The following is a 25498-nucleotide window of genomic DNA, read 5'->3' as shown; positions in this document are numbered from 1 at the left end:
TTTATATTCTAATAAATTAAATATAATGTTAAAACCATTAAGTAATAAAAGAGATGTAAAGAAATGAAGTTTTAATACTTTCATAGTCTACAGCTCTTTTCTTTTTGTTTTTATTTTGGATGAAACACTTAATAAAACTAATTTTTAGAAGTTTGTTATAAAATATAAAATCTTTTAGTATTATTTTAAAACTTGAAAACAATTATAACGATATAACATTATCAATGAACAAAAGTTATGCCTATTATTTTTAAAAAAATAATCAAAAAATTACTATTTTTCAATGCATTTATGATATAATTTTTTCACAATAAAAGCGTAATAAAGGCTTTTATTAGAGGGAGAAGTATATACATGTGCGGAATAGTTGGATATATAGGAAAAAATAAAGATGCTAAAAAAGTAGTCCTTGAAGGGTTAAAAAAACTTGAATATCGTGGATATGACTCTGCAGGTATAACAGTATATAATGAAGAAAAGTCAGAATATGAAATTTATAAAGATTTTGGAAGAGTTCAAAAGATTGTTGATTTAACGAAGGATGTTGCTAAAACAAGTGTAAGTATTGGTCATACAAGATGGGCAACACATGGGAAAGTAACTAAGGATAATGCACACCCTCATTATTCAGATACAAAAAGATTTATTATAGTACATAATGGTGTAATTGAGAATTATGAAGAACTTAAAAACATTTATTTGAAAGATTTAAAGTTTTATTCTGAAACGGATACTGAAGTAATTGCAAAATTGATTGAAGAATTTTCAAAAAATAGAAATACATGTGATGCAATTATGGATACATTGAAATTATTAAAAGGATCATATGCGTTACTTGTTATTGACACCTTAGATTCAGATACTATTTATGTTGCTAAAAATAAGTCACCATTAGTAATAGGAAGAAGTAATGAAGGTGTTACAATAGCATCAGATTTAATGGCATTAGTTGGTTATGCAAATGAATTCTTTTCACTACCTGATCATACATTTGTTGTTGCTAATGAAAATCAAGTTAAAATGTTTAATTTAAATCACGAGGAACAAAAAGTTACGTATCAAGAAATTGATTTAGATGAATCATCTGCAGATATGGGTGAATATCAGCACTACATGTTAAAAGAGATTTATGAACAGCCTTCTGTAATTAGAAGGGTAATTCAAAACTATTTAACTGACCAAAAAGAAATAATTAAAAGTGAGTTAATTAACGAGATTAAAAATAGTGATCGTGTATATGTTCTTGCAGCTGGAACTTCAATGCATGCTGGATATGTTGGAAAAGCATTAATAGAAGAATTAGTAAATATTCCAGTTGAAGTTCATATTGCATCTGAATTTGCATATCATATGCCATTATTAACAAAAAATCCATTTTTTATTCTAGTTTCACAATCAGGAGAAACAGCAGATTTACGTGCTTGCCTTCTTAATATTAAAAACAAAGGTTTTAAGACATTAACAATAACAAATGTTAAAACATCTACGTTAGCTAGAGAAGCAGATTTTTATCTTGAACTTTTTGCTGGTCCTGAAATTGCTGTTGCATCAACAAAGGCTTATATTGCTCAAATTGCTGTTTTTGCTATCCTTGCTAACAAAATTGCACTTAATTCTATTGATATAAAGTCTGAATTAAATAGAGTTGCAGTAGCAATTGAGATTTTCTTAGAAAATCAAGAGATATCGATATTAGCTCATGAAAAACTAACAAAACAGAATTGTTTCTATATTGGTAGAGGATTAGATTATTACACTTCGCTAGAAGCTGCACTAAAATTAAAAGAAATCTCTTATATTCAAACAGAAGGATTTGCAGCTGGAGAGTTAAAACATGGAACGATTGCTTTAATCGAAGATAAAACGCCAGTTATAGCATTAATTTCTAATAAAGATATTGCACTTAACACTAGATCAAATTTAAAAGAAACAAATGCCAGAGGTGCTGAAACGATTATTATTACATTAGAATCATTGAAACATAAGGATGATGAAATTGTTTTAAATGATGTTAATTCTTTTCTTGCCCCAATGTTAATGGTTGTTCCAACACAACTTTTAGCATATTATGCAGCATTAGAACGTGGTCTTGATATAGATAAACCAAGAAATTTAGCAAAAAGTGTGACAGTTGAATAATTAATTAAGATACATATTTATAATGAATGTGTATTTTTCATATTGATTGTCCGTTTGATTTAATTGTTGCAATATTTATAGCATCATTCTCATTTTTGAATATAGGCCTAGCAATTATTGGTGTTTACAAAACAAAAAGAAAATCACCGCTTTTAAATGTTATTAAAGTTATAAGTTTTATGACGTCATTAACCGATATTGCATTAACCCAAAAAGCTATTTTATCAGTAACAAGTAGTAATCCAAGTAATTATTATAATGCCCTTTTTGGAATAGGAATTGGATGTATTGGAATGATAATATCATTTGTTTTAATTTACAAAACTTCCAAAAGAAGAAAAATCTCTTAATTATAGTATAATATTACTATATGAAAAGAGGTGGTATTATTAATTTCGAGACTTTTATAGCTGTTGCTATAATATTACAAATAACAGTATGTATTGTACCAATAATTTCTTTTTATTCTGTTAGACAATTATATAAAGGAACTGAACTTCTAATTACTAGTATTATTGTTCAATTAACAGCTATGTTACTGGTTTTTCTAGTAGGAAATCATAGTGATTTGTTTGGAATAATTATTCCGAGTTTATTATTTTTACTTGCAAATATTTTTGCTATAAGAGGGTTTTATAGAGTCAATAGTATTAAGACTCCATATTATGATAAAATAATAATCGTAGTCGCTCTTTTTATTTATGTGGGAGTTAGCTTATTAACAAAGGTTGATGCAGTTCTCATGGATATATTAATTAATTCAACTGTTATCTATGTTAATCTTAAATGTGCAATTACACTATTCATTGTTAGAAAAAAACTTAATCTTGTAAGAATGATACCTTCACTTATTGTAATATTTGGATTCATACTTATAAAAGTGGTTAATATATATGACTTAATAAATGTTGTAAATGGAAAGTATGAGTATTATAGTCAAGATCAAAGTTTAATTTTCTTAGGAATTCATCTTGCATTATTTATAGGCTTTATTCAAACAAATTTATTTATGATTCAAAGAAGATCTATTGGAAGTTTAAAGAAACAACAAGAAGTATTAGAGTTTTATGCTAATTATGATGAGTTAACAAATTTACCAAACAGAAGATTATTAGTAAATAAGTTTGATTTAGCGGTAAAGAATTCTAAGAAGTTTGCACTTGCTATGTTTGATTTAGATGATTTTAAATTCATTAATGATAACTATGGTCATGAAATTGGAGATGCTATTTTAAAGAAAATAGGCGAAAGACTCACTAATGAAATGACAGATGATGATTTTATTGCTAGATATGGTGGTGATGAATTTATCATGATAATTCAGGATAATAAAGAGCAATTTCAAATTGAGTATCGATTAAAAAAAATCATTAAAGAAATTGCTAAACCAATAACTATTAATAAAAATAAAATAAGTGTAACAATTTCAATGGGTTTATCTGTCTATCCGAAAGATGGTAAAACAATAGGAACATTAAGAAAAAAGGCTGATACAGCGATGTACAAGGTTAAGTATGAAGAGAAGAATAATTTTAAATTCTTTGTAAAATAGGAGATTGATGAAATGGAATATTTATTAATTATAATAACAAACTTAGGATCAGCATTGTTTTTGTTATATTTGCTGCAAGTTTTATTTTCAAATAAGTTAAGTACAAAAACAACAATTATTATATATAACGTAGTGATGATAGCAAATGGAATAATTTATTATTCATCAACTAAAAATCTTATAGGAACATTAATTACACTTTCTCCATATATATTAGTTGAGTTGCTTTCTCTTAATTTTAAGTCAGCATTCGGATTTAATTTTAGACAAACAAGATTTAAATGGAAGCTAAAGAGAGAACCACAAATTTATTCTCAAAGCATAATGAAAAAGAAGCTGGGGTTTATTGGGATAGTTATATTATTGATATTATCAATTGCAACATCGATATTGTTTATATTAAATCAAAATGATAGATTATATGTAATTGCTTTTATTGTTTCTTTAGTGTTTTTAATTGGAATGATTATAATTGCTAGTTTAACATCCAAAAAATATCAAAATGATTTTGTTATATTAACAGTTGGAACAAAGAATCCGGTTATGTATAAATTCTTGTTAAAGAAGATGAGTACAAAAGAAAAAGAATTGTTTACAGATGAAAATTATTTGGTTGATAATGTTGGAGAAATCTGGGTAAGAGAGAATAAAAAAGTAACAATTTATCATAATTATGCTTTCCCTAATGATTATGCAACATATGATATTAAAAACTTTGAAATCTATGATAATGAAATGTTGCTTAATATTTCAACTCAATTTGAGAGATATAATAAAAAACGTGTTGATCTTGAAGTAGAAAATAGTAATTATAAAGTAATCAAGGAAACAAGAATATAAAAAAAGGATTAAGAAAAATATCTTAATCCAAATAATTTAATGACTAGGATATAGTCATTTTTTTATGTTCTCTTGAAACATCGTTTCAAATTTATCAACTGAGTTACAAATTCGGTAGTTTTCAATAAAACTTCGATAATCTAAGGCATTTTGATTTCTGTTAATAGGGTTACTAATCCAAAATTCAATTTTTTCTGTTAGATCTTTAGAATTTCTATTTTTGAAAAGATTATTAGCAGTTAATGAAAATTGATTAGAAGCAGATTTTTTTGAATCAGAAATAATTGGAACAACACCAGCAGCAATCGCTTCTAAGCATGACATACCTTCAATCTCTATTTCAGCAGAATGAATAAATAAGTATGCAGAACTAAGAGTTTCCATTAATTCAAGTTTACTCATAAAACCAAATTTCACATCAATATTATATTTTTTAGCTAATTTTCGTAATCTCTTTTCTTGTTTTCCTTTACCAGGTAAAATAAGTTCAATTTTATCTCTATAGATTGAATTACCAATCGCTTTGATAGTAACATCTTGACCTTTTTCTTTGGAATATCTTCCAATTGAGACAATACGTATTTTATCAATGGAAGGATTGTTTTTAACTGTGAAGAATTCATCAGTTACACCATTTGATATTGTATAGATTTTAGATTTTGGATAATACTTTTTTAAACTTAATTCGCTCATTTTTGATGGTGCATGAATAATTGGTGTTTTCTTATAAAAAGATTTGAAATATGAATTAACTAACCAATTGAATAAGAAACTATATTTTCTAACTCCAGCTCCATAAACAATATTTTCTGGCATAATGTGGTAAGAAGTAATTACTGGAATTCCCATTTCTTTAGCTATTTCATTAGTAACTCTTGATAGTTTGAATGGATACATTAAGTGACAAATATCAACACCAGTTAAGGCATTCTTAATTATCTCTTTATCTGCTTTAGCAAACATTGTATCTTGTTTATGAACAATTCCTGTTACTAAAGGAAGTTCTCTTTCTTTTAACGCATAAATGCCGTTCTCTTTTTTACTTGATATGGTTAAAACTCTTACTTCATGCCCTCGCTTCATTAGGGCTTCTCTAAATCTTCGTGTCGTAATTGTTGCTCCATTAGACTGACTCTCGTAGTTGTCAATGACAAATAAAATAATCATAATTTTCCCCCTGATATACAAAAAAACTTTATATTTTTGTGTATATGAATTATACCATAATATAGTTTTTCCTGATATGGTATAATCATTTTGATTTGGGAGTTGAGAAAATGAAGAGATTAATAGTATATACCGATGGTGCGTGTTCAAATAATCAAGAGTTTGATAAATCAGTAGGTGGATGGGCATTTATTTTAAAATATCAAGATAAAATAAAAAAGAAAAGTGGACGAGTTGAAAAAACAACTAATAATAGAATGGAGATATTAGCAGTTATTGAAGCATTAAAAAATATAAAGAAATATGATGTGGAAACGATAATTCATAGTGATAGTAGCTATGTCATTAATACAATAACAAAGAATTGGAAAAGAAATAAAAATAATGATTTGTGGGATGAATTGGATTTATTATTAAGTAAATTTAGTAATCTGAAATTTATTAAAGTTAAAGGCCATTCTAATGATGAACTTAATAATCTGGTTGATGAAATGGCTGTATTAGAAACAAAACAAGAAATCTGAAAAGTGTTAATCCCTTTTTAATACGTTATTTGGTATATAATATACTTGATAAAAATGAAAGGGGAATATTTATGTATTTAGCTTGGAAAGAATTAACGAAGAATAAACGTAAGTTTGGATTAATTATTGCCTTGGTTGCTTTAATCACGTACTTAGTTTATTTTTTAACAGCATTGGCATATGGTTTGGCATCTTCATATACTAACGGTATAAATAAAATTGGTGCTGACTATATAACAATGAGTGATAAAGCAAATGATAATATTATGATGTCAATGCTTAAGGATGAAGATTTTAATAATACAAATGTTAATGGATCAAAATCAAAGTTTGGATTGTTTCCTGCCGTTATTATGAATGGTGATGATGTTGAATCAAAATTAGATGCGTACATCTTCGGAGTTGATGATATCACTTTTTATGTCAATGATTTTAAATCTAAATTAGAAGGAAAAAATGTAATTGTTGATAATAAACTAGAAAAAGAAGGATACAAAATAGGAGATGCAATCTCATTATCTAATAGCGAAGAAAGATGGACAATAGTAGGGTTTACTAAAAATGCAACTTATCAAACTGCTCCAATTGTCTATATTAGTTTAGACACATGGAGAGAATATCGATTTAGTGGAAGTGAATCAAGTACATTTAATGCAATCTTTATTAAGGGTGAAGTAAATGATAGTAATGGATTAACAGTTTATAAGATTAGTGATTTTAATCAAACGTTACCAGGCTATACTGCACAAGTTTTAACTTTTACGATGATGATTGGATTTTTAATTGTTATAATTGCATTTGCATTAGGAATCTTTATTTATGTGTTAACAATTCAAAAGATTAGTATGTTTGGTGTAATGAAGGCACAGGGTATTTCAAATAAATATATTAGTTTATCAGTTATTAACCAAACGATTTTAATTGTTTTAATTGGAACTGTTTTTGGATTATTATTAACTGTTTTAACAGGTGCATTTCTTGGAAGCGTAATTCCGTTTGCTATTAACTATTTATTATATGCAATAATAACGATATGTTTCTTTTTATTTCCGATTTTATCTGGACTATTCTCAGTATCAATGATAACTAAGATAGATCCATTAAGAGCGATTGGGTAGGTGGATAATATGAAAACATTAATAGAAATGAAAAATGTTAGTAAAGAGTTTTTACAAAATGAAGAAAAAATTGTTGCTTTGAAAGAAACTAACTTTGTTGCTAAAGAAGGTGAGTTTATTGGAATTATTGGGCCAAGTGGAAGTGGTAAATCAACTTTCTTAACAATCCTTGGTGGACTTCAAAAACCAACAACAGGAACTGTTCATATTGAAGGTAAACCATTTAGTGAGTTAGATATTAAAGAAAACTCAAAAGTGAGATTTGAAAGAATTGGTTTTATATTACAAGCATCTAATTTAATTCCATTTTTAAATGTTAGAGAACAATTAACACTATATAACAGAATTTCAAAAACTAAGCCTGATCATGAATGGATTCAAGAATTATTTAATAAACTGGATGTTAATAATTTAGAAAAGAAATATCCAAACGAATTATCAGGTGGAGAGCGACAAAGGGTCGCAATCGCAAAAGCACTTTATCATAACCCCGCAGTTGTCTTTGCAGATGAGCCAACAGCTAGTTTAGATACTAAAAGAGCTTTTGAAGTAGTTGGACTTTTACAAAAAGCAACGAAAGAACAAAATAAAGCGACAATTATGGTAACTCATGATGAAAGGTTATTAAAGTATTGTGATAGAGTATATGAAATAATTGATGGTGTAATGAAAGAAAAATAATGAATAATGATAAAAAAAGAAGAGGTTGAGATTTTTCTCAGCCTCTTTTTACGTATTCACATGCAATTTCTTCAATATCTAAATCAAATAGTCGATCAAAGTTTGCTCTAAAACGAGCAATCTTAACAGGATTTCCTTCAACCTTTAAAGCGAACCAGCAACTTGCAAAGTAACTATCACGTTTTTCTAATAAATTTAATTCATGTGATGCAGCACCAGCAAAGAAGTATAGATTATCTAAAAGATATAACGATCTAAGTGATTGTGAGTATCTAATTCCTTCTGTTGCGTAATATAACATCTTTTCATAGTTTTCTTTAATACTGAAGTATTTAGCAAGTTGTTCAAGAACAAGTGAAATAACTCTAATATTATGACCACTAACAACGGTAATATTGTTATCAGCATAAAAAGCTAGTTTTTCTGCGACTAAATCAATATCTTTAAATGTCTTAAAAGTAAATAATGATACAAGAATTAAAAGTTCTGAAGTTGAAAAAGCTTTTTTAGTAAAAATTGTATCATATCCTAATAGTTTTTTAATTCTATTAATTGTGACAAGCTCTGTGGCTTGTCCTTTTTTATTGAATAGGAAATTGTATTTGGTCTAATCAAAAAAGGATATACTTAAAAAAACTCCATATTAGAAGTTTATTACAAAGTATAATATATCTTAGTTTATTTTAAAACGTTAAAAGGAATTAATTTTTTAAAAACATCTTTAGGAACAAACTGCAACTTACCACATTCAGGACAGAAATCTAAAGGGAAAGCAGCCTCATTATGAAGAACATCCATAGAAAAATGTTCATAACTTAAATTTAATTCAAAGTGACAATCAAGACATTTCATTTCAATCATATCAAACAAATCAGAATTTTTAAAATAGTTATCAAAAGATAACTTAGGACCAGGGATAAAACCCTCAGCAATACCTAATTCATATTCACGATAAAGATTCTTCTTTTGTGAATTAGACAAAATAGGTTTATAAGTTTTAAAAAGTTTAGGCATCAGAAATATAAGCTCCTTTATTATTATTTGGTAGAAATGAAAGTTTGATATTTAAAACCATCTTGGCACCACAGCTACAAAGAAGGGGATCAAACTTAAAAGTATCTAGCAACATTATACGCCATTTTAATCTAGATTTTAAGTAATCAATAGAAGATTTAGAAACTAATTTAGTAAAAGAGTTAGCACGAGCAGATTTATTAGCATAAAAACCATAGTAACGAATTTGATGAAAACCCTCATCATGGATATGTCTAATTAGTCTAGAAATAAAGATATGAGGATGTTCAGTAATAACGACAGGATTATTAGGATCATCGTGAGGAGTATAACGCCAAGAGACAGTGCTATTAGTAGAATCAAGAGATAAAATATTGGATTCAGCAATAGGAGGATGAGAAGCATATCTAGCAATATAATTAGCAATTTTTTTAGTGTTATAAAATTTAGTAAACTCTTTAATCCTAGGACCGTAAGTATAAAAACCGTCTTTATATTTTTTGATAATTTTAGACCTTAAGATGTTAAATTCACGATAAAGAGAATGATTACCAAAAGCTTTGAGAACTTTAGAAGCTAAGGATAAGAATTTGAACATAAAAGTCTTTCTGAGACGTTCGAAAGGAAAAAAATAAAGATCTTTTTTCTTGTTAAACTTATCAATAGTAGCTTCAGCAATTAAAACATGAATATGAGGATGAAGATTTAAACTACGGCCCGAAGTATGAAGGAAAGCAACGAAGCCAAGCCTAGCATCATCTGCTAGATCTTTTTTAGAAAGATCTAAAGAAAAATGAAGAGAATCATTAACAGATTTAAATAAACAATCAAATAAAGGTCGACACTTCCAAAAGAAAGGTCTTAAATCAAAGGGAAGAGAAAAAACAAAATGACGATGAGGAACAGAAATAAGTTTCTTTTGAATTTCCAAAGAGCGAGAATCACGATATTTATGGCCACAAGAGGAACAAAATCTAGAATGACAAGATAAACCAGATAAATGATAATGATCACATTTAGAGCACTCATAGAAAAGATAGCCCTTAGATAAATTTCTACAATCAATCATAGATTCAACATTTTTAATAATAGAAGAACGAAGTTTATCTTGATGAAGTAATTTAAAAGAAGGCCAAAAAGCGCGAAAAATCTCCTTTATAGAGACGTGATTAGAGTTTAGGGAACGAACATGCTCAAGATTAGAAAGTCTCGTTAATTCATTCTCATAAACAGTATTACCATTTTTAGCAGCAGTGGCTAGTAAATCTTTATAAAGATTTTTAACATAAACATTAGTATCCATAGCTATATTATAAATAATAAGATATGAAAATAAAAGAGGCGATTAGTAATCGCCCCGAGTGAAATTTATTTCACTTTTTGTTTAGTCGAAGAAGTACTTAGCATGACTAAATAATAATCTGTCGTTTTCAGAAATAAGATGTTTTTCGTTTATCTGCATAAAAAGTTCAACTGATTTATCTATATTTCCAGTAGCAACAGCATTATATAAGTTAACAACCGCTTGAGTTTGTTTTATCTTTTCAGTTTCTAACTCCATAATAATAAACTCGGCATCAAAACCAAGCTTGATAGCAAGTTTGTCTAAGATGACATAAGACAAAGTTGAATCACCATTCATATATCTACGGTATTGTCTCATAGATACGATATCATCTAAAAATTCTTCTTGCGAAATGTTTCGATATTCGCGCAGTTTTTCAATAAATAATGCGATTTCTCTCGATTGATCAAATTTTCTCATAATAACTCCTTAAAAAGTGACACATGTGCCCTACTCTATTCTCTAATTTAGCACAAAAATAGAGATGAAACAAGTATAAGGAGGTGAAATTATGAAAAAAGTCATCAGAATGTTATTTATGTTGCTAATTGGAGGTGTTTTTGGATTGAAAAACGAAGTTAAACTTGATGAAATAGATAGCATAGAAATGAATGAAGTTGAATTCACAACTGAATTTGATAAGAATGATTATGGTCTTACAACAACTGAGGTATCTAGGGATTATGCTGATGCTGTTGGCCTACCAGAGTGGATAGGTATTTATTAGGAAGTCAATTAATGGGAATATTGGGAGTAGAAGAGGGAATATAATTTTCCTTTTTTTATTTAAAAATGGTAAAATATAGGTTGGACGGTGATTAAATGAATTTTAGTAACTTTGAAAAAGAGATTAATAATACTATAATAAAAAGAGGAAAAGATTACTATAAATGGGGAACAGTTGAAAATATTGAACATAATCAATATAACAATACTATAACTGCTAATGTCCTTGGTAGTAGTGATTATTATTATGATACCGAAGTTCAAATTCATAATAATGAAATCATAGATTATAATTGTTCGTGTCCTTATGAAGGAGTATGCAAACATGTTGTAGCACTTCTTTACGAAATAAGAGGAAATCATGAGTTAAATGAACTTGTTAGAGGAACAAGTAATAATAATATACTTTCTAATTCAAGTTATTATAAAAAATTAGAAACAGTCACTGAACAATACATGGTAACAAGTACCGATTTTGATAATTTTTACAAAACTTTAATTGAATATATTGAATCATTAAAATTACCAAGTACAGATGTTATTAAACAAATCCAAATTTATTTTAATTTTGGTCAAAGAAATCATGCCAATATGGAAAATTATCATTTTTTAGTTTATGAGTTATTTGTAAAACTAAAAAATATTTTTTCAAATTTGGAACTAGAAGCTTTAATCAATCAATACATATCAACCGCTTATAGTTTAACTAATTACCGAAATACAATTATTGATAAAATAGTTTCTCAAATCAGTGATAAAGAAATTAAGTATTTGTATTATAAAGCACTAATTATGAATGACAAATTAATTTATATAAATAGAATTCAAGCAAACGATATTAAAAATGTCGTTGGTATTTTAAAAAGTAATGCTGTAATTAATGGAAATTACCTATTACCTTTTTTAAATATGAACGAAGATATTCAAAAACAAATAGTCAATTACTTTAAAAGTAATATCAGTGATAATGAAAAGTATTTAGCAAGTTATAATTTCTGGGTTAATCCAGATTATCATTATTATAATATTCTTAAGAAAATGTTGACGTATGATGAAATTTTAAAAATTGCAGAAAAGATTAATATTAGAAAAATAAGATTTAGTAATTTTTTATTTTTGACTTATGAACTTAAAATGGACCTTAATTTAGATGCAATAAGTTTTACATACGAGGACATTGTTAGTAATTTGGATAAAATTGAAAATGGTTTAAAAATTAAGTTAATCAAAAAACTCCGAATAGAGATTTTGAATGATCACTTTAGAAGAACAATGACAATAGATGAAATGCTGATTTTGTTTGATAAACTTGGTGGAGATTTCAAAAATCTTCTGCAAAATGATTTTAGTCTGTGTTTTCGTTTATATGATTTAAAAATATTTAACGATGAAAATATGTTATATTTGAAAAATCAAGGATTACCGGAACAATTAAGAAATATTTTTGGACTCCATAAAAATAGAGTTTCAAGTATTAGGGATTATCGAATAATAATTATAGAAGATAAAGATAACTTTAATTCAAGTGTTTTTATTGAATATTTAACGGATTTTGGGTATTGCGACATATATGAATTTAAAATTGTTAATAATCAATTAAGTTTAAAAGATGATGATATTTATTTTTTAAGTAATTTTAAAGAAGAATTAAGTAATCAAATTTCTGATGAAAAACAAAAAGAATATGATTTAATTGTTGATAGGTTATATCCAAAAAGACAAGAAAAATTGGAAATCAAGGAGAAACAAGAAACTCCGTTATTAATTCAACAGTTATCAGATCAGATCACTAATTATGATGTTCCATTACTTAGTGAACAAGTAAAAATATTTCCAATACTTGCTCTTGAATTTAAAGATGCAACCAATAAAAGAAAGATAGTAAGAGATGGTTATAAACCAATTGGTGCTAAAGTAGGATTTAATAAAGATTATATTGTTAAAAACTTAGGAATTTTTTTAAATTTAATTGAAGAAAAACAGTTTTTTAGTTACGGAAAAAGTTTAGCATTTCATCATGATCTAAGACAATTTGACGATCGAAGTAAAAAGCTTATTTCAATATTTGAAAAAAGCGCTGGAATCATAAAATATCGAAATAGTGATTTCTTGTCAATGAGTGACTCTAAAATCGATGAAATAATTGATGTTTGTAAGGGTGGATATTTATATTTAGTAAATGAGTATAATGTTGTATTTTCAAATAGTTATTTTTTATACAAAGTATTAGAAAATGATTATCTTGTTGATATATCATTAGAAGAAAAAGGTTTTAAACTTAATTTGAATGATTCTTTAAGATCTGAAATTATTTTAGAGTTAAAATCATCTGATTATCTTGTTGATATAGATAATAAAACAATTCAAAAAATCCACTACATTAACCAGAAACAAAGAAATATTACAAAGTTCATTCTTGATAATCCAAGAATTAATGTTGAATATGCAATTGATGATTTTATTAATAAGATTATTCCTTTTATTGATCAAGAAATTAAGTTTTCAGAATCATTAAAAGAGAAAGTCGTTAATAAAACAATTAGAATTGATAGTTACTTAGATTATGATACTAAAAAAGATGTGATTGCTCTCAAGAGAAAATATTACGATAATAATATCGAAGTATTAAAACCTAATACAGAATTTCAAAAAGTTATTATTGATAAATATAACCAAACTTTAGAAACATTTGGATTTGAGAAAGATATAATTAAGAATCAAGAGTTAATTATTCATTTTATTACTGCAAATCTAGATTCATTGAAGAAGTTTGGTGAATTATATATTTCAGAAACACTAAAGGGTATGCAAGTAAAGAAAATGGAAAAAGCTAAGATTAGCATTACTTTAAATAGTGGATTATTAAAAACACATATTGAACAAAAAGAATTTAATGAAGAAGAATTAAGAAAAATCTTAAAAGCATATGAAAAAAGAAGAAATATATTTATTTAAATGGTAATGCAATTTTAATTGATACTAAAGAAGTTGAAGATTTAAGGGATTATGTAGTTAATCAAGGGATTGATATTGATAACTTTACAACAACAAGACTGCATCCGATTCATAATTTATTTAAATTATATGAACAAACAAATTATTTAGATGTTGAAGTTGAAAGTAAAATTGAAGAAATCATTGAAAACATTAAGAATTACAAAAATAACGACTATACAAGCAGTTTAAGTAGTTTGCTTAAACCATATCAATTAGAAGGATTTAAATGGCTTAAAACGTTATATGATAACAATTTAGGTGGTATTTTAGCGGATGATATGGGATTAGGAAAAACTATTCAGATGATTTCTTTATTCGATAGTATTAAAACAGATAAACCATTACTTGTTGTATGCCCTAAGAGTTTGGTATATAACTGGGAAAGTGAGTTAGATAAATTCAAAATTCAAATTGAAAAGATTGTTTATGTTGGAAGTAAGAAGGAACGCGAAGAGATCATTGGAAAAATTAAAAGTTCTAAAGAAAAATTAATAGTTATAAGTTCATATGATACGTTAAGAAATGATATTGATGAATTTAGAGATATTAAGTTTGATACAATTGTTTTAGATGAAGCTCAAAATATTAAAAGCATTGATGCATTAAGAACGATTGCAGCTAAGAGTATTGATGCTGAAAAACGATTTGTTTTGACAGGAACGCCAATTGAAAATGGAATATCTGATTTATGGAGTATTTTCGACTTTTTAATGCCAGGATATTTATATACATATCAAAGATTTAAACGTATTGAAGAAAGAGCAACAACAAGTGATGAAAAAGCTATGGATTTTATTATTAAAAAAACAGCGCCATTTATTCTTAGAAGAACTAAAAAAACAGTTTTAAAAGAATTACCACCAAAGATTGAGGAAGTAATTTATGGTAAATTTGATAATGAAAGCAGAAAAGCTTATGATTCATATTTATTAAAAGTTAAAGAAAGAATTGAAAACCCTGAAGTTAATAAAATGGAGATTCTTGCTGATATTACAAAATTAAGACAATTAGCAATCTCACCAAAACTTTTATATAATGATTATGAAAGTGATAGTGAAAAGATTGAGTTATTAACAAACTTAATTGATAATTCGGTAGAATCCGGACATAAAGTTCTAGTGTTTTCTTCATTTGTAAAAGCTTTAGATTTAGTTAAAGAAAAATATAATGAAGACTTATACTTTGAATTAACTGGAAAAACAGAAGCAAGAAGCCGTATTGATATGGTTAATGAATTTAATAAAGAGGAAAGTACTAAAAAAGTTTTCTTTATTTCACTTAAAGCAGGGGGAACGGGATTAAACTTAGTTGGTGCTGATATCGTTATTCATATTGATCCATGGTGGAATGATGCAGCGGAGCAACAAGCGAATGATAGAACTCATAGAATTGGTCAAAAGAATAGTGTAACAATCTACAAAGTTATTATGAAAGAAAGTATTGAAGAAAAGATTTTAGAGCTACAAGCAATCAAAAAAGAGTTGTTTGAACAAATTGTTGAAGAAGGTGACTCTAGAATTAGTAAAATGAGTATTAATGATTATAAGTATTTATTAGAGTAGAACGGTGATTAATTCATCGTTTTTCTTTTTTAATATACTAATAATTTGATAAAAAGAAAGGGGATAAGTAGCCTTATTAAAGGGATAAAAGTATTATTTGTTAAAGAATATTTTTTGTTTCTTTTTCTATTTTTATATATGAATTAATATGATATTATGATCATATAAAAGAATGATAAAAATATCAAATTAGAAATAAAATATCAACGTTTGTTCAAAAATAATGCATAATATATGTGAATGGAGTGATTCTGTGGAAGAAGTAAATAATCTTGAAAAATAAAGGATACTTATAAATAAGAGTAAAGATGGGAGTGTTTTTATTGCTGCTGATTTTGCTAGTATTGCAAGTGCGATTGCAAGAAAATATCGCTGGACAATAGTACCGTGTTAAAGAGGAAAGGGAGAAATGTTAAAAGCAGTTGGGTTAGAATTAACTGAAATTAATGAATTAGCAGTACTTACATCTGATAAAATGAAACTTTTGTCATCAACGGTAGAAAAAGATTTTTTGAATAAGCTATATGTTAAATTATTTTTATTCTTGGAGGATATGTGTCAAAAATAATATTCGGTGTTGACAAAAATGAAAAACTATATTAAATACAAATATAATAGAATATAAGTTAGTAGGTGAACAAAATGAATGAATATACAATTAAAATTACAAATGAAAAACTGATTTATTCGAACTATGGATATAACATATAAGTATAACGATAATGTCTATTTTAAAATTGCTAAGTTAACATATGAAAAATTTGAAAATTAAGAATTTCAATATATAATCGAACCGTATTATGATATTTTAAATGTTTTAGATGATATTGATATATCGGGAATTGACTTAACAAAAAAGAAACATAAATATTATAGGGTAAATATTACACCTGTTTTTGTAAGTGAAAGAATAATACCTAGAAACAGGGTTAATTTAAGAGAGGAACTTGAAAATCAAAAAATGGACTATTATAATCATATGTTACTTCTCATAGATTCTAAAAAAGTTTATGGAGGCGATAGACTTACGGTTAAAAGTGAGAGTTTTTTTGATTTAAAAGTAAAAAAATACGAAGATCAAAACGACTTGTATAAATTAATCCCTGAAATTATTAAAAATATAGGAGCAAGACGTAATTTTTTCATTGATGATAGAACCATAAATGATTCTAAAATATTATTTCGAAAGTTATTTCACACTATATAAAAAAGTTTCTGATCATTGCAATAGATAGAGTGCTGGTAATAAAGGTAGAAAAAAACAATATGTTTCAAGTATATTGTTAAGAGAAATACGTAATCAATATGTACACGGCATAATTACAATAGATGAAGCTGTAAAAAGAAGTGGATTAGGATCAAAGGAAACGTTTTATAGGAGACATAGAGAATTGAAAGATAAAGAAGAATAAGACATGGTATTATCACTGTGTCTTTTATTTTTGGTTTATTTTTGTAAAAAATAGCGTTTTTTCTTTAGTTATATTTAGTAATATTCTAAGTTTTATACATAGTGTGATATACTTATAGTATATAAATATATGTTTGTAGGTCAGATAGATGATAAAAAAAGCGATAAGTAAGGCAATAAAAAATAGAAATTGGATTTCTATTGAATATTTAAACAAGAAAGATGAAATAACAAACTATTGGATAGCAATTAATGATATTGACATTGAAAATAAGGGGTTTCGTGTCAGTACTTTTAATGTTGCATTAATGACAGAGAATAATGATTCAATACTTGATACATGGATATCTTTTGATAAAATTCAAAATGCATTATTAGTTGAAAATACAAAATACGATCAACCAAATGGACTTATTGATAAGATTGAATCTAATTTAGATAGACTTGAATGGTTGGAATATGACACTTATAGTAACGGTATTATTGATTATGTATACGAATGTATGATTAATGAGGAATCACCGTATCAAAGAGAAACAACATTAGTTAAAGGAATTGATCAAGACAAACTTGAAGAAGTAAGGATTAAAGAAAAGTATTTTTTAACATATGAACAAATAAGTGATTTAGTACCGAAGTTAGAAATACTATCAAAACAGGATCAAAAAAACACTTTTGAGAGTGTTACATTAGTTTTAAATATGCTTTCAATATCAACAAAAAGAGGTTTATATGTTGTTGCATATAAGGAGTTAGATTTTAATCCAAAGGAAAAGTCTTTAGTATTATCACCAGAGATTAATTTTAATTATACATTTGCAGCAAATACCGAATTAAAATATAAGCACCATTTAAAAAACTATTTAGATATAGATACAGAAGAGTTTACAAACCTTTTTACTCATGATCAATTAAAAGCAAAAAACATGTTACATGCTGAAGTTTTAAAACATGGAGAAGAATTGGATGATAAGCCATACATAATGGATTTAACAAGAATAGTATATATTCATATTGAAAAAGAATTAGATATGATAAAGTTAAAGCAAAAAGAGAAGCAATTATCAACACCATTAAAAGCATTTTTTGGAAATATGACAGGCTCTTTCTTAAGTGGAAGAACAAGAACTGTTGATGTCGTTTTAATGGATGACAGAGTTAATATTGATCAATTAAGAGTTATTTATAACTCATTAACAAAACCAATCACATATGTTCAAGGACCACCTGGAACGGGTAAAACTCAAACTATAATAAACGGTCTTATATCAGCTTTCTTTAATGGAGATAAAGTACTTGTTAGTTCTAATAATAATAAACCTATTAATGATATATATGATAAGATAATGAAGTTAAAAAGCAAGAATAAAAATAAAGATTTATATCTTCCGTTTATTAGACTTGGAAATAAAGAGGAAACATTAAAAAGTTTAAACTATATTAAAAAAATACTTCCGATAATAGAGAAACATAAGATATATGAAGATAAGCTTGAAGTTCACGCAAGAACTAGCGCTGAGGATATGAAGAAAATCAATGAGCTTTTATCTGATTATGAAGAAAGAGTTGAATTAGAAGAAGAAATTGATTCACTTACTTCAATGAAAGAGAATCTAAACATTGAACTTAGAGGATTAATCATTAATCAAATGATTTATGATAAAAGAAAAAGACTTGAAAGTTTACCAATAATAAAAGATGATGATGTTAAGAAATCTATTAAAGAGATTGATGACAAATTCCTAGTTTGGTTGTTTTTTACAGGTATAAAATATTATAAAAGAATATTTGAACCTAAAAACAAAGAGTTTTTAAACATATTATATGTTGATGATGAAGATGAAAAATCAAGATTATTTAATTCATATTTAAAAGATGATAAGAATTTTTCTAATTTTCAAAAAATATTTCCAGTAATTTTAACAACTAATCAATCTGCACATAGATTAGGAAGTCAAAGTGAATCATTTGATTTAGTTATTATTGATGAGGCAGGACAATCATCAATTGGATACTCATTGTTCGCAATTGCAAGAGCAAAAAGACTTTTATTGGTTGGAGATCAAAATCAGTTAAAACCAGTAATAAGCATGGCAAAAGAAAATAATGATATATTAATGAAGAAATATGATATTAGTGAATCATATGACTATATTGAAAATTCAATTCTACTTTCAATGCAGAAAGTAGATACAGTATCAAAATATGTTTTACTTAGATATCATTATAGGTCACATAGGGATATTATTAATTTTAGTAACAAGAAGTATTATAACGGTCAACTTAAAATACCATTAAAATCGTCACTTGAAGGCAATGCACTTGAAGTATTAAAAGTAGATACATCAAATACTGCAAGACCTACAGACAAAAATACATCATTATTAGAAATAGATGCCATAATAAGAGATATAAATGAAAAGAAGTATACAGATGTTGGTGTAATAACACCATTTAGAAACCAAGCAAATTTAATTGAAGAAGCATTTAAAAGTGTTGGGTTGTCTGATGTTGCTGTTGGTACAGTGCATACATTCCAAGGTGATGAGAAAGATGTTATATATCTATCAAGTGCAATAACTAAGCATTCTAATGTAAAATCATTTGATTGGCTTAAAAATAATCAAGAACTTATAAATGTAGCAACAACAAGAGCAAAAAAGAAATTCATACTAGTTAGTGATTTTAATGAAATTAAAAGAAAATCAGAAGATAAAAATGATTTTTATGAGTTAGCAGAGTATACCATTAATAACGGTAAAGAAATAGAATTAACAGAATCAACTAAAACATATTTTATTAATGGCGCTAATTTTAAAAACTATGATACTAAAAAAGAAAAAGAGTTTTTAGAAACAATCAATCATTTACTCACAACAGCAGATAAATACGTTTTGGAGAATAAAGTTAGGATTGCATCAATTCTAAATATTTATCTAACTAAAGAAAAATATGATTTTGCATTAAAAGGGGAATTTGATTTAGTAATATCTAGAAGAGTTGGAAATCAAAATATTCCAGTTGTTGTAGTAGAACTTGATGGTAAAGAACATAAAGAAAACATTGAAGTAATCAAGAAAGATAAAATAAAAGAAGAAATATGTAGAGATAATAATATTGAAATTAAAAGAATTGATAACAAGTACTCTAGAAGATATATTTATATAAAGAGTTTCCTTGGGGAAATATTAAGATAGGGGGAATATAATGTCAGAAAAAAGCAAACTAACAGTATACTTAATAAGAAAAGAGATAAATTTATTTGATGATATAGTAGAAGAAGGTATAGAAAAATTATCTATTGACGAACAAGAAAGGATTTATTATAAAAAGAGTTATGAAAAAACACCATCATGGTTAAAAACTTTTTTCAACAAATCAAAATCTAATTTAGAGGAGCATATAAAAAACTCAAGTTCAAATGTTTTATGGCTAAAAAAATTATAATAAATGAAGTGGAAAGAATATTTGCTTTGAGTTTTGGATATGGAAAACATCTGTTGAAGAAAGACGTTTATGAAGAAAGGTTTGGAATTATTACTGCTTTAAATTTAATAGGTGAAAAAACCATTAGAACCATAAATAAAACCTCAATTGGAACAACGAATAAAAGTGCAAGAGAACAGATGCCTAAACAATCGGGTATTAATGATTTTGGGTTTGATATTAATTCAGATTTAATTGGTAGTATTTCAGCTAAATCAGAAAATGAATCCATTATAGAGGGAATAATAACTGGTGGTGAATCATTCTCTTGTTCTGCTAATGTCAATCAAGATAATATAACTGACTTTTTAATGAAAATATACAATGCATATACTAGTGATAATTACAAGGCTAATTTTTCTTGGGTTGACAAAATTCAACCCGTAAAAAGTAATGGAGCTAATGAGAAACTCAATTTAAAAATGATTGAGTCAATAAATTTGTCAGAAGAAAAATTTTGGATGGCAGTACCAGAGGTAATTGATTGGGAAAATGTAAAAGGATTCAAAATATCAAATGATAGAAATATTCATGATGACATTTTAATTAATAAGGTTATGGAATCTTTTAAGAGACCTCTAGATAATATAAGTCAATTAAGAAGTAAAACAATTGATGTTATCAGTTCTTTAAATGAAGAAAGTATAATTAGGTGGAAAGCTATTGATTGCATCTATGGTGAAATAGATCTTGATGATAAATCATATTGTATTAGTAATGGTAAATGGTTTGAAATTGATAGTGATTATGTCTCTGAAATTAATCGTGAATATTTATCAACACCAATTTCAGAAGTAAATTTTATTGATAATCCAGGACTTAACGAGGATAAGTACAATGAAAAACTTGTAAATGAAAATTCTGGGTTCCTTTTAATGGATAAAGAACTAATTGTTTATGGTGGAGGACATAGTAGTATAGAATTATGTGATATTATTACAATAGATAATAAGCTTATTCATATCAAGAAATATGGTGGATCATCTGTTTTAGGACATTTATTTAACCAAGCAGTTGTCTCAACAAGATTAATTAAATCAGATAAAAAATTTGTTATTAAAGCAAACGAAAAAATTAATAATCATAATTATGAGATAAATCTCCAAAAAGAATATGAAATTATAATTGCTATTATAAGCGATGATGAAAATGAAATACCACATATTCCGTTTTTTGCTAAAATAGCCTTTATGCATGCGTATAAAACCTTACTAACAATGTCAGTCGACGTAAAAATAAAGAGAGTTAAAAATGTAAGAATAGAGAGCAACGTCTAAGAAATCGGAATTATTTTAGAATGAAGACAAATAGAGCATTAATATAATGTTTACATTGAAGTGATAATTATGAGTATTGAGCGCATGGACGTGGATTTATGAATAAGGTAAAGGTAAGTAATTTTTTAATAACTAAAAAATCTGTGTTGATGCTTTTATTAGAAAAATAATAAATTTTATACAAGATATACAAGGAAAGAATATTGATGAGATAAAAATTAAGTGACATATAAAATCGATGAGAAATACAAGCATATAAGTTTTGAGTTATTTTTTTAAAAGAAACAGTAAATAAAGTCATGATAGATAGTAGTTTAAATATAGGTATAACTATGTACTTTATTATTAATGTTGTTTAGAAATCGATATTTGTGAAGAGAAAAAGAAAGTAAGTATAAACCATATCTTAACAAAAAGTGATTTACATATAGTAAACAACTTGAAGTTGGGTAATATAAGCTCAAAGTATTTGAATGAAAGTATTTGCCGAAGGAGTAAAAGTAGGTCCTAATACTTAGTAGAATATTAGATGTTAATGAAAAAATATAGAATAAAAAAGGAAGAACGAAATGAAATTATTAATAATACATATTACTGATTTGCATATAAAAAAGAATACACATTATTCAGTAGACAAAATAGACGATATAGTAAGGAAAATCAAAAGAGAGAATATTGAAACATGTATTTTTTTATTCGGGGGTGATATTGTAAATTCGGGAACAATTCCTGAATACGAGCAAGCAGAAGCTATAATAGACAATTTATTTTCAAAAATAAAGAAAGATACTAATTTAAAAGTTTTTGCTTTTTTTGTTCCAGGTAATCATGACATTCAATATAATGAAGGTTTTAAACGTGATAGAGATCATATAAAGACAATTACAAGTGAAAAATATGCTGATATGCTTGATAATGAACTAGTAAAATTCTCAAATTATTCATATTTTGAAAAAGAATTTTACAGAAGAAATCAAAGTGATATCTCAATAGTAGAAATATCTAAATTACTTACTAAGATTTGTTTGAAGCTGGAAGATATTGAGATAAATATTTTCATGTGTAATAATTCAGTATATACTTATTTTGATGCAAATGATCAACAATTTTATGATAATGAAAAGGGATTGTTATTATTAGAAAATGATTTTCTAATTGAAGATTATCGTAATAATAATGGTATTAACCTTCTTTTAATGCATTACCCTTTAGAGTATTATAATGATGACTCGCGGAATAGATTTATTGATGAAATTGATGGCAAAATAAATTTTGTTTTCACAGGACATATTCATTCAGATAATAATTCGGTTAAATTAACAACCAGAAATAAAACAGTTTTTATTTCTAGCGGGGAATTTAGTAATTCATCAAATGACGATTCAGAATTTACTATTTTAACATATGATAGTAAAGACAGAAAAGCGTTTCTAATGAATTATAAATGGGAAAAAGAAAATAAACATTATAGTAACAAAAGAGAAACACAAAATATTGAAATCCCTCATACTATATCCTCATTAAATGGATTAAGTCTTGCAACTGAATTCACAAATGAGTTTTATTATGATATTACTAGTGGTTCTCATTCTGTACTTGATTTATATGTTTTTCCGCCATTGAAATATGACTTGGGTATAACAAAAGAAAGCAAACAAGTTTATAACTATAAAAAATATGATGATGTTTCTAGAAAATTTAAGTTTATAATTATAAAAGGTGCAGAATTATCAGGAAAAACAACCTTCTTGAAATTTTTACATTCTAAAATGATTTCTGATAAATTAATGGTTTATTTAGAGTATAAAAGTTTGAATACCAATAAAGAAACAGTGATAAAAAATGAGTTTTTCACACAATATGGTGTGAATAGCTTCTATCAATTCGAAAAAGTTGAAATAGAAAATAGAATTGTTATAATAGATGACTTTGATATGGTGGAAAAAAAGGAAATGTGGATTGATAAACTACAAAAATTTTTCGGAAAAATAATTTTAGTTGATGGAGAATCAATATTATTAAGTTCTAAAACATCTAAAGATCTAAAAGAGATTATTGAAGAAGATAGTATAACGTTTACTATTGATAATTTTTACAAATCCAAAAGAGAAGAGTTGGTATTGAGCGTATATAAAAGCTTGATGATTAGAAACAATATACCAAATACTATAAGTAAAGAAAAAAGTTTTCTTTTAAAATTTGAAAATATGATTAAATCAAATCTGACATTATTTAGTATTAATCCATACATGCTCACTCTTCTTGTTGATTATCTATTTAATGTCGGCGGAAGTGAAGATGGAAGTAATATATATAGTGAAGTCTTTAGAGCGAATATTACATTTCAATTAAATAGTGTCACTTCTAAATACAAAATTACAAATTTAAACCCATATTTAGCCATTATATACAAACTTGCATTTGATGTAAGTAAAAAAGAGTATAATACAGTAAAAGTAAGTGAAGTCGAAAATATTGTAGAAAATTACAACGAAATATTTGGTACAAATATATTATGTTTAGAATTTGTTGGGTTATTGAAAGATTCAAGAATAATCAAAGAAGACGGAAATAATCTTTATTTTGCTTCGAAAAATTATTTAGCATTTTTTGCTGCGCAAGAGTATGTTAAAAAATCAAACTATTATGATGAATTTAGTAATGATTTTATATACTTGATAACTAATTTGTTTGAAGGTGTAAATGATAAAATCATTCTTTTTATAGCATTTTCTCAACAAAATTCAAGGATTATAAAGGAAATAATTGATAAGACAGAAAACAATACTAAACAAGAAACGGTAATGAATATAGATGAGTTTATGTTTTTGAAAGACTCGAAAGACCTTATAGGTGATTTAAAACAGGTAACAAAGCAAGATAGAGAAAAAATAAAAAAACGACAAGAAAAAAATGAAAGACAAATAGTTACACAAGAAACAAAGGAGATTAAAGAAATAAAGAAAACAGAAAAACTAGATGATTTTCAGAAAAAAGTTATAAGCATACAAAATTATACGATGTTAATTTCTACAATATTCCCAAGTTTCTTTCATGTTCTTGAGGTTCCGTATCAAAAGAAACTAACTCATTTAATATATACATTGCCTAATCAACTTTTATTTTTATTGTTCAAAGATCTTGATGATAATAAAAATGAGATAATAGATCAGATATATAATGAAATATCAAAAGAAATAAAAAAGGGTAATCAAGAAATGATTAAGAATAGTATATATCAAATTCTCGTTAACATAGTTAGAGGTATTATGTTGGCAGTGTATGATGATACTGCAAGAAGAAGTGTTGATCAATTTACAGTTGATAAACTAGTTAATGGTTTTGAACTAATAAATTCTGGACATAAGATAGAAAATTTAATGATTAAGTCATTTTCAATTGAAAAAAATGATAAGAAAAGTTTTGAAGAAGCGGCAGTTAAATTATATAATGAATCAAAAGATAAGGAAGACATACTTGTAATGAATGCAATAAAATTGATAGTAAAAAGATATGTTTATGATAACGAAGATTTCTCATTTGTGAAAGATGATAGAAAATTTTTGAATGCTTTTTTTGATAATAGAAGTATAAATGAAATTCAAAAAGGTAAAAATATAAAAGATAGTTTTTGATTTCATATATAAAAATGGATTAGT

Annotated in this window: 20 protein-coding genes; 15 read left to right on the top strand and 5 right to left on the bottom strand. The window is 26.2% G+C overall.

What is annotated here, in order from left to right:
• Nucleotides 1–354: 354 nt before the first annotated feature.
• Genes glmS through EXC62_RS01330 form a run of 4 tightly spaced genes read left to right on the top strand, consistent with a single transcriptional unit; the run spans nucleotide 355 to nucleotide 4531 of the window.
• The gene (gene glmS, locus EXC62_RS01345; protein WP_026390150.1) at nucleotides 355–2139 is read left to right on the top strand and encodes a glutamine--fructose-6-phosphate transaminase (isomerizing); all 1785 of its coding nucleotides are present in this window, start codon (nucleotides 355–357) and stop codon (nucleotides 2137–2139) included.
• A gap of 26 nt (nucleotides 2140–2165) precedes the next feature.
• Nucleotides 2166–2489 (top strand): hypothetical protein, encoded by a 324-nt coding sequence (locus EXC62_RS01340; RefSeq protein ID WP_026390151.1) that lies wholly within the window; start codon nucleotides 2166–2168, stop codon nucleotides 2487–2489.
• A gap of 20 nt (nucleotides 2490–2509) precedes the next feature.
• A complete protein-coding gene (locus EXC62_RS01335) occupies nucleotides 2510–3691 on the top strand; it encodes a GGDEF domain-containing protein (protein ID WP_052589709.1) in 1182 nt (393 codons plus the stop codon).
• Nucleotides 3692–3703: 12 nt separating this feature from the next.
• Entirely contained in the window at nucleotides 3704–4531 is an 828-nt protein-coding gene (locus EXC62_RS01330; protein ID WP_026390152.1) for a hypothetical protein, read from the top strand.
• Nucleotides 4532–4585: 54 nt separating this feature from the next.
• On the opposite strand, the gene EXC62_RS01325 is transcribed toward EXC62_RS01330, so the two are convergent.
• Nucleotides 4586–5698: a glycosyltransferase gene (locus EXC62_RS01325; protein ID WP_162140115.1), complete on the bottom strand. Its 1113-nt coding sequence runs from the start codon at nucleotides 5696–5698 to the stop codon at nucleotides 4586–4588.
• A gap of 110 nt (nucleotides 5699–5808) precedes the next feature.
• On the opposite strand from EXC62_RS01325, the gene EXC62_RS01320 reads away from it, so the two are divergent.
• The 3 genes from EXC62_RS01320 (at nucleotide 5809) to EXC62_RS01310 (ending at nucleotide 8021) form a co-directional block, all read left to right on the top strand.
• Nucleotides 5809–6222 (top strand): ribonuclease H family protein, encoded by a 414-nt coding sequence (locus EXC62_RS01320; RefSeq protein WP_162140116.1) that lies wholly within the window; start codon nucleotides 5809–5811, stop codon nucleotides 6220–6222.
• A 71-nt stretch (nucleotides 6223–6293) separates the two neighbouring features.
• The gene (locus tag EXC62_RS01315) at nucleotides 6294–7340 is read left to right on the top strand and encodes an ABC transporter permease (protein WP_026390154.1); all 1047 of its coding nucleotides are present in this window, start codon (nucleotides 6294–6296) and stop codon (nucleotides 7338–7340) included.
• Nucleotides 7341–7349: 9 nt separating this feature from the next.
• Nucleotides 7350–8021 (top strand): ABC transporter ATP-binding protein, encoded by a 672-nt coding sequence (locus EXC62_RS01310; RefSeq protein WP_026390155.1) that lies wholly within the window; start codon nucleotides 7350–7352, stop codon nucleotides 8019–8021.
• 37 nt (nucleotides 8022–8058) lie between these two features.
• On the opposite strand, the gene EXC62_RS08775 is transcribed toward EXC62_RS01310, so the two are convergent.
• The 4 genes from EXC62_RS08775 to EXC62_RS01295 all read right to left on the bottom strand — a co-directional run bounded on the left by EXC62_RS08775 (nucleotide 8059) and on the right by EXC62_RS01295 (nucleotide 10800).
• The gene (locus EXC62_RS08775; protein ID WP_162140117.1) at nucleotides 8059–8322 is read right to left on the bottom strand and encodes a hypothetical protein; all 264 of its coding nucleotides are present in this window, start codon (nucleotides 8320–8322) and stop codon (nucleotides 8059–8061) included.
• A 377-nt stretch (nucleotides 8323–8699) separates the two neighbouring features.
• Nucleotides 8700–9035: a hypothetical protein gene (locus EXC62_RS01305; RefSeq protein ID WP_026391052.1), complete on the bottom strand. Its 336-nt coding sequence runs from the start codon at nucleotides 9033–9035 to the stop codon at nucleotides 8700–8702.
• On the bottom strand, nucleotides 9028–10338 hold the full coding sequence (locus EXC62_RS01300) for an IS91 family transposase (RefSeq protein ID WP_129747419.1): 1311 nt from the start codon (nucleotides 10336–10338) through the stop codon (nucleotides 9028–9030). The genes EXC62_RS01305 and EXC62_RS01300 overlap by 8 nt, the downstream gene beginning before the upstream one ends.
• Nucleotides 10339–10419: 81 nt before the next feature.
• Nucleotides 10420–10800 (bottom strand): helix-turn-helix domain-containing protein, encoded by a 381-nt coding sequence (locus EXC62_RS01295; protein ID WP_026390426.1) that lies wholly within the window; start codon nucleotides 10798–10800, stop codon nucleotides 10420–10422.
• A 91-nt stretch (nucleotides 10801–10891) separates the two neighbouring features.
• On the opposite strand from EXC62_RS01295, the gene EXC62_RS01290 reads away from it, so the two are divergent.
• The 8 genes from EXC62_RS01290 to EXC62_RS01260 all read left to right on the top strand — a co-directional run bounded on the left by EXC62_RS01290 (nucleotide 10892) and on the right by EXC62_RS01260 (nucleotide 25474).
• Nucleotides 10892–11107, top strand: coding sequence for a hypothetical protein (locus EXC62_RS01290; RefSeq protein WP_026390425.1), 216 nt, complete (start codon nucleotides 10892–10894; stop codon nucleotides 11105–11107).
• 95 nt (nucleotides 11108–11202) lie between these two features.
• Nucleotides 11203–14061, top strand: coding sequence for an SNF2 helicase associated domain-containing protein (locus EXC62_RS01285; protein ID WP_129747417.1), 2859 nt, complete (start codon nucleotides 11203–11205; stop codon nucleotides 14059–14061).
• 236 nt (nucleotides 14062–14297) lie between these two features.
• Nucleotides 14298–15665, top strand: coding sequence for a DEAD/DEAH box helicase (locus EXC62_RS01280; RefSeq protein ID WP_129747415.1), 1368 nt, complete (start codon nucleotides 14298–14300; stop codon nucleotides 15663–15665).
• A gap of 409 nt (nucleotides 15666–16074) precedes the next feature.
• Complete coding sequence (locus tag EXC62_RS08770) at nucleotides 16075–16233, top strand: hypothetical protein (protein WP_156907460.1); 159 nt, start codon at nucleotides 16075–16077, stop codon at nucleotides 16231–16233.
• A 992-nt stretch (nucleotides 16234–17225) separates the two neighbouring features.
• Nucleotides 17226–20273, top strand: a complete 3048-nt coding sequence (locus EXC62_RS01275; RefSeq protein WP_026390422.1) for an AAA domain-containing protein — start codon at nucleotides 17226–17228, stop codon at nucleotides 20271–20273.
• Nucleotides 20274–20283: 10 nt separating this feature from the next.
• The gene (locus tag EXC62_RS01270; RefSeq protein ID WP_129747413.1) at nucleotides 20284–20523 is read left to right on the top strand and encodes a hypothetical protein; all 240 of its coding nucleotides are present in this window, start codon (nucleotides 20284–20286) and stop codon (nucleotides 20521–20523) included.
• Nucleotides 20505–21839: a DUF6119 family protein gene (locus EXC62_RS01265; RefSeq protein ID WP_129747411.1), complete on the top strand. Its 1335-nt coding sequence runs from the start codon at nucleotides 20505–20507 to the stop codon at nucleotides 21837–21839. Before EXC62_RS01270 ends, EXC62_RS01265 begins: the two co-directional genes overlap by 19 nt.
• Before the next feature lie 569 nt (nucleotides 21840–22408).
• Complete coding sequence (locus tag EXC62_RS01260) at nucleotides 22409–25474, top strand: metallophosphoesterase (protein WP_162140178.1); 3066 nt, start codon at nucleotides 22409–22411, stop codon at nucleotides 25472–25474.
• Nucleotides 25475–25498: the final 24 nt, after the last annotated feature.

The organism is Haploplasma axanthum, from assembly GCF_900660745.1.
GTDB lineage: Bacteria > Bacillota_I > Bacilli_A > Acholeplasmatales > Acholeplasmataceae > Haploplasma > Haploplasma axanthum.
This window is presented reverse-complemented; position numbering and strand designations above follow the sequence as displayed.